This is a genomic window from Ancylobacter sp. FA202 (assembly GCF_000380205.1).
GTDB lineage: Bacteria > Pseudomonadota > Alphaproteobacteria > Rhizobiales > Xanthobacteraceae > Ancylobacter.
Genome location: NZ_KB904818.1, coordinates 4,317,558 through 4,330,997 on the forward strand (window position 1 = coordinate 4,317,558; position 13,440 = coordinate 4,330,997).

At 68.4% G+C, this 13,440-nt stretch carries 13 protein-coding genes; 4 read left to right on the plus strand and 9 right to left on the minus strand.

What is annotated here, in order from left to right:
• Window positions 1–2 precede the first annotated feature (2 nt).
• Window positions 3–2,699 carry a sensor histidine kinase KdpD gene (locus A3M1_RS0119925; protein ID WP_018390753.1) on the plus strand — a complete coding sequence of 899 codons (2,697 nt, stop codon included), beginning with the start codon at window positions 3–5 and terminating at the stop codon, window positions 2,697–2,699.
• Complete coding sequence (locus A3M1_RS0119930; RefSeq protein WP_018390754.1) at window positions 2,696–3,379, plus strand: response regulator; 684 nt, start codon at window positions 2,696–2,698, stop codon at window positions 3,377–3,379. Before A3M1_RS0119925 ends, A3M1_RS0119930 begins: the two co-directional genes overlap by 4 nt.
• 15 nt (window positions 3,380–3,394) lie before the next feature.
• Here the strand turns inward: A3M1_RS0119930 and A3M1_RS0119935 are convergent, their stop codons facing one another.
• The 5 genes from A3M1_RS0119935 to A3M1_RS0119955 all read right to left on the minus strand — a co-directional run bounded on the left by A3M1_RS0119935 (window position 3,395) and on the right by A3M1_RS0119955 (window position 7,869).
• The gene (locus A3M1_RS0119935; RefSeq protein ID WP_018390755.1) at window positions 3,395–4,744 is read right to left on the minus strand and encodes an MFS transporter; all 1,350 of its coding nucleotides are present in this window, start codon (window positions 4,742–4,744) and stop codon (window positions 3,395–3,397) included.
• Window positions 4,745–4,891: 147 nt separating this feature from the next.
• The gene (locus tag A3M1_RS26770; protein WP_018390756.1) at window positions 4,892–5,035 is read right to left on the minus strand and encodes a hypothetical protein; all 144 of its coding nucleotides are present in this window, start codon (window positions 5,033–5,035) and stop codon (window positions 4,892–4,894) included.
• A 111-nt stretch (window positions 5,036–5,146) separates the two neighbouring features.
• Complete coding sequence (locus tag A3M1_RS0119945) at window positions 5,147–5,947, minus strand: carbon-nitrogen hydrolase family protein (protein ID WP_018390757.1); 801 nt, start codon at window positions 5,945–5,947, stop codon at window positions 5,147–5,149.
• Window positions 5,947–7,002, minus strand: a complete 1,056-nt coding sequence (gene speB, locus A3M1_RS0119950; protein ID WP_018390758.1) for an agmatinase — start codon at window positions 7,000–7,002, stop codon at window positions 5,947–5,949. Before speB ends, A3M1_RS0119945 begins: the two co-directional genes overlap by 1 nt.
• A 123-nt stretch (window positions 7,003–7,125) precedes the next feature.
• Window positions 7,126–7,869, minus strand: a complete 744-nt coding sequence (locus A3M1_RS0119955) for an alpha/beta fold hydrolase (RefSeq protein ID WP_018390759.1) — start codon at window positions 7,867–7,869, stop codon at window positions 7,126–7,128.
• 175 nt (window positions 7,870–8,044) lie between these two features.
• Between A3M1_RS0119955 and A3M1_RS0119960 the strand changes: the two genes are divergently transcribed.
• Together A3M1_RS0119960 and eutC are read left to right on the plus strand one after the other, a co-directional pair.
• On the plus strand, window positions 8,045–9,433 hold the full coding sequence (locus tag A3M1_RS0119960) for an ethanolamine ammonia-lyase subunit EutB (protein ID WP_018390760.1): 1,389 nt from the start codon (window positions 8,045–8,047) through the stop codon (window positions 9,431–9,433).
• Window positions 9,430–10,344 (plus strand): ethanolamine ammonia-lyase subunit EutC, encoded by a 915-nt coding sequence (eutC, locus tag A3M1_RS0119965; protein ID WP_018390761.1) that lies wholly within the window; start codon window positions 9,430–9,432, stop codon window positions 10,342–10,344. The genes A3M1_RS0119960 and eutC overlap by 4 nt, the downstream gene beginning before the upstream one ends.
• Window positions 10,345–10,366: 22 nt before the next feature.
• Here eutC and A3M1_RS0119970 read toward each other — a convergent pair whose 3' ends face one another.
• The 4 genes from A3M1_RS0119970 to A3M1_RS0119985 form a co-directional block, all read right to left on the minus strand.
• Window positions 10,367–10,750, minus strand: coding sequence for a hypothetical protein (locus A3M1_RS0119970; RefSeq protein ID WP_245261769.1), 384 nt, complete (start codon window positions 10,748–10,750; stop codon window positions 10,367–10,369).
• A gap of 102 nt (window positions 10,751–10,852) precedes the next feature.
• A complete protein-coding gene (locus A3M1_RS0119975) occupies window positions 10,853–11,881 on the minus strand; it encodes a murein L,D-transpeptidase family protein (protein WP_018390763.1) in 1,029 nt (342 codons plus the stop codon).
• A 149-nt stretch (window positions 11,882–12,030) separates the two neighbouring features.
• Window positions 12,031–13,065 (minus strand): CDF family Co(II)/Ni(II) efflux transporter DmeF, encoded by a 1,035-nt coding sequence (dmeF, locus tag A3M1_RS0119980; protein ID WP_018390764.1) that lies wholly within the window; start codon window positions 13,063–13,065, stop codon window positions 12,031–12,033.
• A gap of 3 nt (window positions 13,066–13,068) precedes the next feature.
• The gene (locus tag A3M1_RS0119985; RefSeq protein WP_018390765.1) at window positions 13,069–13,344 is read right to left on the minus strand and encodes a metal/formaldehyde-sensitive transcriptional repressor; all 276 of its coding nucleotides are present in this window, start codon (window positions 13,342–13,344) and stop codon (window positions 13,069–13,071) included.
• Between the last annotated feature and the right edge of the window lie 96 nt (window positions 13,345–13,440).

Below are 13,440 nucleotides of genomic sequence, written 5' to 3' on the forward strand. Positions count from 1 at the left end.
GAATGAGCGGTGAGGAGGCCCCTCGCGCCGATCCGGACGCCCTGCTTGCCGCCGCCGAACGTGAGGCGCGCGGCAAGCTGCGCATTTTCCTTGGCGCCGCTCCGGGGGTCGGCAAGACCTATGCGATGCTTTCCGCCGCCCGCGCCGCCCAGGCGGGTGGCCGCGACGTCGTCGTGGGCCTAGTCGAGACCCATGGCCGGGCCGAGACCGAGGCGCTGATCGCCGGGCTGGAGCTGCTGCCGCGCAAGGGCATGGCCTATCGCGGCCGGCTGGTGCCGGAATTCGACCTCGAAGCGGCGCTGACCCGCCGGCCGGCGCTGCTGCTGGTCGACGAATACGCCCACTCGAATGTCGAAGGCTCGCGCCATCCCAAACGCTGGCAGGACGTCCAGGACCTGCTCGCCGCCGGCATCGACGTATGGACGACGCTCAACATCCAGCATGTCGAGAGCCTCAACGACGTGGTGCAGCGCATCACCGGCGTGCGGGTGCGCGAGACGGTGCCCGACGCGGCGCTGAGCAAGGCGGACGAGATCATCCTCGTCGACCTGCCCTCCGACGAACTTCTCAAGCGACTGGCGGACGGCAAGGTCTATGTCGAGGACACCGCCACCCGCGCGGTGCAAAGCTTCTTCAAGCCCAGCAACCTGACCGCCCTGCGCGAACTCGCCTTGCGCCGTGTCGCCGCCCAGGTCGACAGCGATCTCGTCGAGCGCATGCAGGGCGCGGCGATCGAGGGGCCGTGGGCGGCGGGCGAGCGACTGCTGGTCTGTGTCGGGCCTGACATGGCGGCGGAGAGGGTGGTGCGCGAGGCCAAGCGGCTCGCCGACCTCATGGACGCCGCCTGGTTCGCGGTGACGGTGGAGCGTCCCGGCCATGTGATGGCCAGCCTTGACCGGCAGAAGCTGGATGCCGGTCTGCGTCTCGCCGAAAGTCTCGGCGCCGAAGTGCGCTCGCTGGTGGCGGCGGATGTGGCGGCCGAAGTACTGCGCTTCGCCCGGTTCGAGAACGTCACCCAGATCATCATCGGCAAGGCCCGGCGCCGCTGGCCGCTCAGTGCGCTGCGCCGGCCGCTGTCGGACGCGCTGGTGCGCGGCTCCGCTGGCATCGCCATCCATGTCGTCACCGCCGAGGCGGGGGAGGCGCGTGCCGGCTGGCGCTCCAGGCTGGCGCCGGCCGGCCCGCTGGCCGGCTATGTCACCGCCGGGCTCGGCGTGGCGGCGGCGACGCTGCTCGGCCTGGTTCTGACCCGTTTCGTCGCCTTGCCGAACGTCTCGATGCTCTATCTGCTCGCCGTGCTGCTGCCGGCGCTGCTGCATGGCGTGTGGCCGGCGATCCTCGCTTCCGGGCTGTCTTTCCTCGCTTATAATTTTTTCTTCATCGACCCGGTGGAAACCTTCACCATCGCCCGGCCGCACGAATTGCTGGCGCTGCTGGTGTTCCTCATCGTGGCAGTGATCATCTCCGCCATAGCCGGCCGGGCCCGCGAGCAGGCGCGGCTCGCCGCCCAGCGCATGCGGGCGACACGGCGGCTCTATGATTTCACCCGCAAACTCGCGGCACTGCCGGACCGGAGCTCAGTGGCGGAAGCGGCCGTGGTGGAACTGCACGCTGCGCTCGGGCGGGCCAGCGTCATTCTGCTGGCGCAGGAGGGCGCTCTCGCGCTGACGGCCGCCTGGCCACCGGAAGACCGGCTCGATACCGCCTCGATGACGGCGGCCGGCTGGGCGTTCGACCATGGCGAGGCGGCGGGCGCGGGCACCGGCACCCTGCCGCGCGCGCCCTGGCTTTTCCTGCCTTTGGGCGGGGGCGAGCGCGGCGGGCGGATCGGCGTGGTCGGCATCGAGCATGACGGCACGGCGCCGCTCGACACCGAAAGCGCGGGCCTTCTCGGCACGCTGGCCGAGCAGACGGCCGCCGCGCTGCTGCGCACCCTGCTCTCAGCCGAGGTGACGCGGGTGCGGACCGCCGCCGAAACCGAGCGGGTGCGCAACATCCTGCTGGCGTCCATCAGCCATGATTTTCGCACGCCGCTCGCCTCCATTCTCGGCGCGGCGACCAGCCTGCTCGACTACGGACCCGGCATCCCGGAGGAGGCGCGCCACGACCTGCTGGTTCAGATGCGCGAGGAGGCCGAGAATCTCGACCTGATGGTGCGCAACCTGCTCTCCATGACTCGACTGGAGGCCGGGGCGCTCGACATGCGGCGCGACTGGGTGGACGTTGTGGAACTGATGAACCGGGCCGTTGCGACGGTGAAGAAGCGCGGCGCCACCCAGCGCTTCGTCGTCACCAGCGCTCCCGGCTTGCCGCTGATCGAAGCCGATCCGAGCCTGATGGACCAGGCGCTCGGCAATGTGGTCGCCAATGCCGTGCGCTATGCCGGCGCCAGCGCGCGCATCCGCCTCTCCGCCACCGTGATCGACGGTCAGATGGTGATTGCGGTCACCGATGACGGGCCGGGCATTCCGGCCGAGACGCTGCCGCATGTGTTCGAGAAGTTCGTGCGCGCCCCACGCGGGGCGGGCGATGGCGGCGACGGCTCGGGGCTTGGGCTTGCCATCACCCGCGGTATCGTCGAGGCCCATGGTGGCTCGGTCGCGGCGCGCAGCCCCGCGCCCGGCCAGACCAACGGTGCCCGCATCGCGCTGCGGCTGCCGCTTTCCCCGCAGGCCGCGACGCCGGAGGATGAGGCATGAGCGCGGGCACCGTGCTGGTGGTCGATGACGAGCCGGCGATCCACCGTTTCATGGCCCCAGCGCTGGCGGCCAATGGCTATGAGGCGCTGCGGGCCGACACGGGCGCGCAGGCGCTGGCGCTGGTGGCCAATCGCCAGCCGGACGTGGTGATACTCGATCTCGGTCTGCCCGATATGGACGGCAAGGAGGTGATCCGCCGCCTGCGCGAGTGGTCGCCCGTTCCCATCCTCGTGCTCTCCGCCCGCGATCGCGAAGTGGAGAAGATCGAGGCGCTCGATCTCGGCGCCGACGATTTCATCAACAAGCCCTTCGGCATGGGCGAGTTGATGGCGCGCCTGCGGGCCGCGCTGCGGCACCGGATGCAGGACAAGGGCGAGACGCCGGTGCTGCGGCTGGGAGGGGTGGAAATCGACATTCCCCGCCATCGGGTGCTGCGCGGGGGCGAGGAGATCAAGCTCACCCCCAAGGAGTTCGAGCTGGTCGCCTTTCTCTCGCGCCATGCCGGCAAGGTGCTGACCCACCGCCACATTCTGCGCGCGGTGTGGGGCCCGGCGCATGAGCACGACACGCAATATCTGCGCGTCTATGTCGGCCAGCTCCGCGCCAAGCTGGAGGCCGACCCCGCCAATCCCACGCTGATTATCACCGAGCCGGGGGTGGGCTACCGGGCAGGGGAGTAACCTGCCCGGCGGTTGTTACGCCTCGATGTCGATGTCGCGGGTTTCGCTGCCGAGCAGCAGCGCGATCAGGGTGAGGCCCGCCATCGCCGAGAGGTAGATGCCGACCCAGAACGGGCTGCCGCCGCCCCACGCCCACAGCGCGATGGCGATGAAGGGGGCGACCGCCGCGCCGAGAATCGACGAGACGTTGTAGGCGATGCCCGAGCCGGTGTAGCGCACATTCGCCGGGAACAGCTCCGGCAGCAGCGCGCCCATCGGGCCGAAGGTCATGCCCATCAGGCTGAAGCCAAGAATGAGCCAGGCCATCACCCCGACCGGGCCGGCGGCGAGCATCGGCACCCAGGTCAGGCCGAAGGCGATGATGGCCAGCGTCACCGCGATCAGCGTCCGGCGGCGGCCCCAGCGCTCCGCCCAGGGGCCCGAAAGCAAGGTGAAGATGCCGAAGAACACGACGCCGATAATCATCATCAGCACGAAGGTCGTGTAGTCATAGCCGAGCCCGGGCAGGGCGGCACCGGTGCCGGCGCGGCCATAGCTGAGCGAGAAGGTGGTCATCAGGTAGAACAGCACATAGGTCGCCAGCATGTAGAAGGTGCCGAGCACCAGCTGGCGGAAATGGGTGCGGAACACCGAGGCGAGCGGCAGCTTGTGTACCTTGCCGTCCGTCACCGTCTTCTTGAAGGCCGTGCTTTCCACGAGGTGCAGGCGCACCCACAGGCCGACCGCCACCATGACGATGGAGAACAGGAAGGGAATGCGCCAACCCCATTCGAGGAAGGCGTCGGAGGGGCGCGTCGGGTCTTCCGAGGGCAGCAGCGCCGCAATGACGAGGAACAGGCCATTGGCGAGGATGAAGCCAAGCGGCGCACCGAGCTGGGGGAAGGTGCCGTAGACGGCGCGCTTGCCGGGCGGGGCGTTCTCGGTCGCCACCAGCGCCGCGCCGCTCCATTCGCCGCCGAGCGCGAATCCCTGCGCGAGGCGCATCACCACCAAGAGGGCCGGGGCGAACCAGCCCGCCTGGTGGAAGGTCGGCAGCAGACCGATGAGGAAGGTGGCGATGCCCATGGTGAGCAGGGCGCCGACCAGCGTCACCTTGCGCCCGCGCTTGTCGCCGAGATGGCCGAAGAAAATGGCGCCGAGCGGGCGCGCCACCATGGCGGCGCCGAAGATGGCAAACGAGGCCAGCAGCGCCGTCGTGTCATTGCCGGGCGGGAAGAACAGATGCGGAAACACCAGCACCGCCGCCGTGGCGTAGACGTAGAAGTCGTAGAACTCGATGGTGGTGCCGATCAGGCTCGCCAACAGGACGCGCGAGCGGGGATTGGCGACGGCACCGGCATGCCCGGCGGCGAGGGTGGATGACATAAAGGCACTCCGCAACGGCAGCCGGTTGCGCGCCCTCATGGCGCGGCCGGGTGGGTGTTGGAGGCGCTTTTAGAGCATCGGGCCCGGAAAAGCAGCCGGGGGCGCCAGAGTTTCGTGGCACTGGCTGCCCCCGTGCCGTGCGCCCGGTCAGCCCGGCGGATCGACCTTCACGCCCTCCGGCCCGACGTCGATCTGCAGCGAGTTCTGGTCCCGCTCATAGGCTTGGTAGGCGAAGAAGCCGGCCACGCCCGCAAGCACGATGACGGCGACGATCAGGATATTACGATTCATGGTTTTCCCCGTTTGCCTCGGCCACCCACCACGCGCGGAAAGGCCAAGCGGTAACTGAACGCGGCATAGGTGGATCGGGTTCCGCCCATGCCGCGCCCACAGTGCGGGGCCTCAGGGAATCAGCCGGCGATAGACCTCGGGGCGCCGGTCCGGAACATGGGTGTTGATCGCCCGCGCCGCCTTCAGCCGCGCGGGGTCGAGATCGACGACGAGAAGTTCCTCGCCATCGCCGGCCATCGCCAGATTGAGGCCGTGGGGATCGCCGATGCAGCTTAGCCCCATATAGTCGAGCTCGCCTTCAACCCCGCAGCGATTGGCATAAGCGACGAAAAGCTCGTTCTCGAAGGCCCGCGCCGGCACGACGACATGCGAGACGGCGTCGTAGGGCTTCATGTTGGCGGTCGGTACCAGAACGAGGTCGGCCCCGGCGAGCGCCAGCGCCCGCACCGCCTCCGGGAACTCCACGTCGTAGCAGATGAGCATGCCGACCCTGTATCCCGCGAAGGACACGACCTCCGCCGAGCCCTCGCCGGGCGCGAACATCGCCCGGTCGAGATCGCCGAACAGATGGGTCTTGCGGAAGTTCAGCAGCGGCACGCCATCCTTGCCGATCAGCAGGCAGGAATTATAGATCGCGCCGCCCTCGCCCAATTCGGGATAGCCGTAGCAAAGCCCTATCCCATGCGCGCGTGCGATCTCGCCGGCGCGCCGGGCGCTCGGGCCCTCCGCCGGCTCCGCCTTCGCCAGCGCCGCCTCCCGGCCGATATTGTAGCCGGTGAGGAACATTTCCGGCGCCAGCAAGAGGTCGGCGCCGCCGGCCGCCGCCGTCGCGGCTGCCGCGTCCAGCCGGTCGAGATTGGCGGCGGGGTCGTTGCCAGGATCGCCCGCCGTCTGCAAAAGGGCAAGCCGCATCACGAGCCCTTCCGCGTCTTGTGCGCCGTCACCGCCATGCAGGAGATCTCGAACAGCACCTGCGCCGCCGCATGGGCGGTGTTGGACGTGGCGTCATATTGCGGGGCCACCTCCACCACGTCGCCGCCGATCACGTCGAGCCCGTTCAGCCCGCGTAGCAGTTCCAGCACCTCGCGCGAGGTGAGGCCGCCGATCTCAGGCGTGCCGGTCCCCGGCGCGAAGGCGGGGTCGAGGCTGTCGACATCGAAAGAGACGTAGACCGGCCCGTCGCCCAGCACCTCTTTCGCCCTGGCGATGATGGCGGGCATGCCGAGGCCAGTGACCTCCTCGGCGTGGATCACGGTCATGCCGCTCTCATAGGAGAACTCCCACAGGAATTCCGCGCCGCCGCGAATGCCGATCTGGATGGTGCGGGTGGGATCGAGCACGCCGTCGAGCACCGCGTTGCGGAACGGTCCGCCATGGTGGAACTTCGCGCCCTCATAGGTGCCTGAGGTGTCGCAATGGGCGTCGATGTGCAGCATGCCCACCGGCCGCTTCTCGCCCACCGCCTTGAGGATGGAGCCGGTGATGGAATGATCGCCGCCGCAGGAGAGCGGGATGACGCCTGCCGCCACGATCTTCTTGTAGAAGGCCTCGATGTCCTCATGGCAGGAATCGAGGCTGAAGCGCGAGCGGAACGGCACGTCGCCAATATCGGCCACCTTCGCCTCGGCCGCGGGGACCATGCCGAGCACATGCTCATAGGGCCCGACGCGCTCGATGGCGCGCACGGCCCGCGGGCCGAGGCGGGCGCCGGCGCGGTTGGTGACGCCGAGGTCCATCGGCACGCCGATCAGCGCCATGTCGAGCCCGCCGAAATCGGCCTGTTCCTGCACATCGGGGCGATAGGGGGCGTCAAGCAGGGTGGCGGCGCCGGCCCACGGCCAGACACGCTTCTCGCCGTCCTTGAACTGCATTTCGGCGACGCGCTTGAAGGTTTCGTCATAGACGACGCCACCGCCGACGCCGGCATATTTCGCCCGCAGCGCGGCGAGCTTTTCCTGATCGGACATTCGTGCCTCTTGGTGAGCCTAGCGGCTTCTGGAAGTTCGGTCAGGCTAGCCTGTGCCGGCGCGGCCGGGGAGGGGGCACGGGCCCCTCCTTCGTCGGATAGAGCAAGGTGTGGCGCCGCGAGCTCAGCAAATGTTCAATAAGATCTCGGCGACCGCTTCCGGGGCGCTGAGGAAGGGCGAATGGCCGGTGTCGAGCGCATGCACCTTCGCGCCCGGCACGGCCACCTGCATTTCCCGCTGCACCGCGAGCGGCAGGCCACGATCCTGCAGGCACTCGATATAGTGCCGGCGCAGCTTGCCGAAGCGGTGCGGGGTGATGGCCGAGACGGCGGCGAAGGGCGCGTGCGGGGTGAGGCGCACGAGATTGGGCAGCGCGCGGTCGATGTCGTGCGCGGTGCAGTCGGAATAGAGCGAGCGGGCGATGAGGTCGCGGCGGGAAAGATCGAGCCCGAGCCCTTCCTTGCCGAGCCGCAGCATGCCCTGCGTTTCGACGATGGCGGGGTCCTTGAGATAGGTCGGCGTCATGACGAAATCGCGGGCGCTCTTGCCGTGCGGCGCCATGAAGCCGGTGAGGTAGACCAGCGCCTCAACGCGCTCCGGCATTTCCTCGCCCAGCCAGGTGCAGGTCGCCCCGCCCACGGAGTGGCCGACGAGAATCGCCTTGCCCTCGATCGCTTCCAGTGCGGTGCGCACCGGGGCGGCATAGATGGCAATGTCGGTGACGGAGGCGGTGGGGGTGGGGTCGAAGCCATGGCTGGCGAGGTCCGGGGCTATCACCGCATGGCCGGCGGCGCCCAGAAGGTTCGCTACCTTCTGGAAGCAGCCGCCCCAGTGCCAGGAACCGTGGATGAGAATGAAGGTGGCCATGGCGTTTCCTCCGAAAATCCGTGGCGCGTGGTAGCGGCCGGGACGTGCCGCGTCCAGCGTGGCATGCCAGAAGTCGCGCTCACTGGACCGAAGTTGCGCTTTGCCGGCGCGTGGCGGCAGGGTACATTTTGCCCATGGCGCCGCGTTGAGCACAGGGCGCCGCAGGGACCGCACCATGGCCTATCGCACCGTCGCTGGATCGCAGACTTACGCCTTCGCCGACCTGAAGGATTTGATGGCGAAGGCGACGCCGCTGCGCTCCGGCGACATGCTGGCCGGCGTCGCCGCCGCCACGGCCGAGGAGAATGTGGCGGCGCGCATGTGCCTCGCCGACGTGCCACTGAGAACCTTCCTCAACGAGGCGCTGGTGCCCTATGAGGAAGACGAGGTCACGCGCCTCATCATCGACAGCCATGACGCGCTGGCCTTCCGGACGCTCTCGCACATGACGGTCGGCGATTTTCGCGATTTTCTGCTGTCTGGCAGTGCCACCAGCGAGGTTCTGGCCACCATTGCCCCCGGCGTGACGCCTGAGATGGCTGCGGCGGTGTCCAAGCTGATGCGCAACCAGGACCTGATCGCCGTCGCCAAGAAGTGCCGGGTGGTGACGCGGTTCCGCAACACGATCGGCCTGCCCGGCACCATGGCGGTGCGGCTTCAGCCCAACCATCCCACCGACGACCCGGCGGGTGTTACCGCCTCTATCCTCGACGGGCTGCTCTATGGCTGCGGCGACGCGGTGATCGGCATCAACCCGGCCTCCGACAGCGTGCCGGTGCTGAGCGAACTGCTCAAGCTGATCGACGGCATCATCCAGCGTTTCGACATTCCGACGCAGGCCTGCGTGCTAACCCATGTCACCACCTCCACCGAGGTGATCAATCGCGGCGTGCCGGTTGATCTCGTGTTCCAATCGGTTGCGGGCACGCAGAAGGCGAACGCCTCCTTTGGCATCGACCTCGCCACGCTGCGCGAGGGCCGTGAGGCGGCGCTGTCGCTCAATCGCGGCACGCTTGGCGACAATGTGATGTATTTCGAGACCGGGCAGGGTTCGGCGCTCTCCGCCAACGCCCATTACGGCGTCGATCAGCAGACGCTGGAAGCGCGCGCCTACGCGGTGTGCCGGCCGTTCAAGCCGCTGCTGGTGAACACGGTCGTCGGCTTCATCGGCCCGGAATATCTCTACGACGGCAAGCAGATCATCCGCGCCGGCCTCGAGGACCATTTCTGCGGCAAGCTGATGGGCGTGCCGCTCGGTTGCGACGTTTGCTACACCAACCACGCCGAGGCTGACCAGGACGACATGGACACGCTGATGACGCTGCTCGGCGCGGCGGGCGTGACCTACATCATGGGCATTCCCGGCTCGGACGACGTGATGCTGAACTACCAGTCCACCTCGTTCCACGACCAGCTCTATCTGCGCGAGGTGCTGGGCCTGAAGCGGGCGCCGGAATTCGAGGCGTGGCTGCAGCGCATGGGCATCACCGAGCCGGATGGCCGGCTGAAGACGCAGCGCGGAAGCCACCCGCTGCTCGCCGCCGCGCCGGAGCTGGCGGCATGAGCGAGCCGGCGGGTGAAGGCGATCTCACGGCCGACTCGGTGAGCGAGGCCCCGGCGAGCGAGGGGGCGGCTATCGAGGGGGCGGCTATCGAGGGGGCGGTGATCGAGGATAGCTGGCGCCGGCTGGCCGGCGTTACCCCCGCGCGCATCGCCTTGGGGCGGGCCGGGACCGGAATGCCGACCCGCGAGGTGCTGCGGTTTGCACTCGCCCATGCGCAGGCGCGCGATGCGGTGCATCTGCCCTTCGAGTCCGCCCGCATGGCGGGCGATATCGCGGCGCTCGGCTTCGAGACGCTGGAACTGACCTCCGCCGCCCCGGCGCGCGACGCCTATCTGCGCCGGCCCGATCTCGGGCGCCGGCTGTCGGAGGAGAGCCGGGCGCTGCTGGAGGCGCGGGCGGGGGCACCGGTGGATGTCGCCCTCGTCGTCGCCGACGGTCTGTCCTCCACCGCCATCCATGCACAGGCGGTGCCGTTCCTCACCGCCTTCAAGGCCCGGATCGCCGAGGCGGGCTGGAGTGTCGGGCCCGTGTGCGTGGCAAGTCAGGCGCGGGTGGCGCTTGGGGACGAAGTCGGCGAGCGACTTAAGGCCAGCGCCTGCGTGGTGCTGATCGGCGAGCGGCCCGGCCTGTCCTCGCCGGACAGCCTCGGTCTCTATCTCACCTTCGCCCCGCGCGCCGGGCGCTCGGACGCCGAGCGCAACTGCATTTCCAATGTGCGCGGCGAGGGGCTTTCGCACGAGCTCGCCGCCTTCAAGCTCGCCTGGCTGCTGAAGGAGGCGCTGGCGCGGCAGCTCACCGGCGTGAGCCTGAAGGATGAGAGCGACCTGCTGCTGGTCGGCGGCCGGCCGCCGACGGCGCGAATCGGCGAGCGGGATCAATCCGTTACGCGCCGATCCTTTCCGGCAGGTTGAGCCAAAGGCGCGGCGCGCGGCATTATTTCTTGCGACCGAACTCGTCGTCGAGCCAGTTATCGGCTGCCGCCATCCGCTTGAAGATGAACGGCACGGCGCGAAGCCGGTTGACCACCGGCCCCTTCTCCCAGACATCGCCATGCTCGAACCCCATCATGATGGTGTAGCGCGGCAACGTCAGGAAGGGCAGGCGCATCCGTTCCGATTTCACCACCACGAACTCCATGTGGAGCGAGGGGGCGGCGAGATAATAGAGGCCTTCGGAGGGCTCGTACTTCGCTGACAGCTTCGGAGCCACCGCCGGCGTGCCGGAGCGGATGAGGGCGAGGTCGGCTTCCGTGAAGGACAGGCGCGGGAGATCGCGGGCCGTGGCCAGCATCTCGTTCGGGGTCATTCGGGTCGCCATATCGCCTCGTGCATCTTTGCCTCGTGCATCGTCGCCTCATACGAAGGGATGAGACGCCTATCTGCCGCAAAGCGGCGTCAGGGGGAAGTGCCCGCGACCGCGCTAATTGGCGGTGTCGCCCTCCTCATAGTGCTGTTCGGCGCCCTTGTAGGGATCGGCGAGGGCGGCATTGGGCTCGCTGACCGGGATCTTGCCGCCCGATGTCATGGCCGCCAGCTTCTGCGGGCCGGAGCGGCGCAGAATGTCGCGGAAGCTCATATGCATGCCGCCATCGATATAGGTGGCGTTGGCGGGCGGACGCGCGGCCGCCAGGACGGCGATGCTCTGCTCGTCCTGCATCTGCTTGTTCGTCGCCGCCATCAGCGCGGCATCGGCAACCGGCAGCGGGCAGGGGGCGAGCGGATCGGCCATCGGCTGCGCCGGCTGGGTGCCAGATGTGAATCGATAGCGCCCGCCACAGGCCGACACATTCGGCGGCACGCGGGTGACGGCGAACAGGTCGGTGCCTTCCTTCAGGTTGCGCCAATAAGGCATGTTCGGGTTGGCGCGGTGCTCAGCCATGTTGGCAGGAGTCATCCGGAAGGGCAGGGACTGCACCTGGAAGCCCGGCTGGCCGGCGGCCAGCGCCTCGCGCGCCAGCGCATAAACCTCCCCGACGCCGTCATTGGTCATGGCATAGCAGCCGGCGGAGGTGCAGGCGCCATGCACCATGAGCGCACTGCCGGTATAGCCAAGCGCCTCTTCCAGCTCGTTGGGATAGCCGAGATTGAAGGAGAGATAGTATTGCGAGCGCGGGTTCAACTGGCCGCGCGTGATGGTGTAGAAGCCTTCTGGCGCCTGCCGGTCGCCCTCGCGGGTCTTGGGGCCAAGCTTGCCCGACCAACGGCAGAGCGGATAGGTCTTGAGCAGGGCATAGCGCCCGGAACGGGTGCGCTTCCACACCTCCAGCTCGCTCTCCTGCTTGTAAATCCGCACCATGATCGGGTCGTCGGGGCTCATGCCCTTCGCCGCCATCTCCTGCATCAGCTTCTGCGGAATGGGAATCGAGCCGCGATCATCGCCATCCATCGACGCGCAACCGGCGAGGAGGACGGCGAGGCAGAGCAGCAAGGCGGTGCGCAACAGGTTCATGTCAGCTCGGCTAGCGTCGCAACAAGGCGGATCGACGGCGCGCGCGCGGCGAGGGGCGCCCGGGCCGCCGGACACCCCCGATTAATGCCGTCATGGTTTCCAGACCGTTAGGACGGGACGCCTTCGCGAGGCTGTGATCGCCCCACGCCTCATGCGGCGTGGCGGCACTCGACGGTGACGTGTTTCAGCTCGTGCACGGGCGCCAGACGGGCGCGGATGGCGTCGCAGGTTAGGCCCAGCGGGGCCACCACGCTGATGATGGCGGCGTGCGAATCGGGCCCGATACGCCAAACATGAAGATCGGCGATGCGCACATCGCCCGGCCCCTCGACGACTTCCGTCACCTCGCCGGCGAGCTGGCTGTCGGTCTGGTCGAGCAGGACGGCCGAGGTGTCGCGCATCAGGCTCCAGGCCCAGCGGGCGATGACGAGGCCGCCGACAATGCCCATGAGAGGGTCGAGCCACACCCAGCCGAGCGCGCCCCCGGCAAGCAGAGCGACGATGGCGAGCACGGAGGTGAGCGCATCGGCCAGCACATGCAGATAGGCGCCACGCAGATTGTTGTCCTGGCCGCGTGCCGCGGCCGGCTGGGCCTCGCCATGGTGGGGATGATCGTTGTGCGGATGATCGTGATGTGGATGGTCGTGATCATGCGGCGTGTGCGCGTGAGCCTTGTGGCCATGGGAATGTCCATGGCCATGGCCATTTCCATGCGAATGGCCGCCCCCCAGCAGGAACGCGCTGACCAGATTGACCCCGAGGCCGAGCACGGCGACCAAGGTGGCGTCGCCGAACGCCACTTCCACCGGGTCATACAGCCGCAGCACCGATTCGAAGGCCATGACGGCGGCGACGATCGCGAGGATGGCGGCCGAGGCGAAGCCGGCGAGATCGCCCACCTTGCCGGTGCCGAAGCTGAACCGGGCATCCCCGGCGTGCCGGCGGGCATAGCCATAGGCGAGGGCGGCGATGCCGAGCGCGCCGGCATGGGTGGCCATGTGGAAGCCATCGGCCAGCAGCGCCATCGAGCCGGTGTAGAAGCCCGCGGCAATCTCGCCGACCATCATGACGGCGGTCAGGATCGCAACGAGGAGGGTCCGCCGCGAACTCTCGTCATGGCTGGCACTGAGGAACAGGTGCGGATGGGTGAAGGCCTGCGTGTCCGGTAGCGGGTTCATGAGCATGACCTATTTGGAGTAGCGGCGGATGGCGTCCATCAGTTCGCGCGCGCCCTCGGCCCGTGCGTCGGGCGAGAGGTCGGGATCGGCGACATGCGAGTGCAAATGCTCCTCGACGATCTTCTCCATCAGGCCGCTGATGGCGCCCTTGGTGGCGGCGACGAGGTGCAGCAGGGCTGTACAGTCCGCGCCGCTGGCGAGGCCGCGTTCGATCGCCGCCACCTGCCCGGCGATGCGCTGGACACGGGCAAGCAAGGCGGGGTTGGGCGTGGAGAGATGGGACATAGGATAGGGGGGTACCCTATACGGCGGGTGTGTGCAAGGGGCGGCTCACGCCCCGCCGGTCGAGCGAGGAACGCCGGGCGCCCTTCAGGTGCTGGG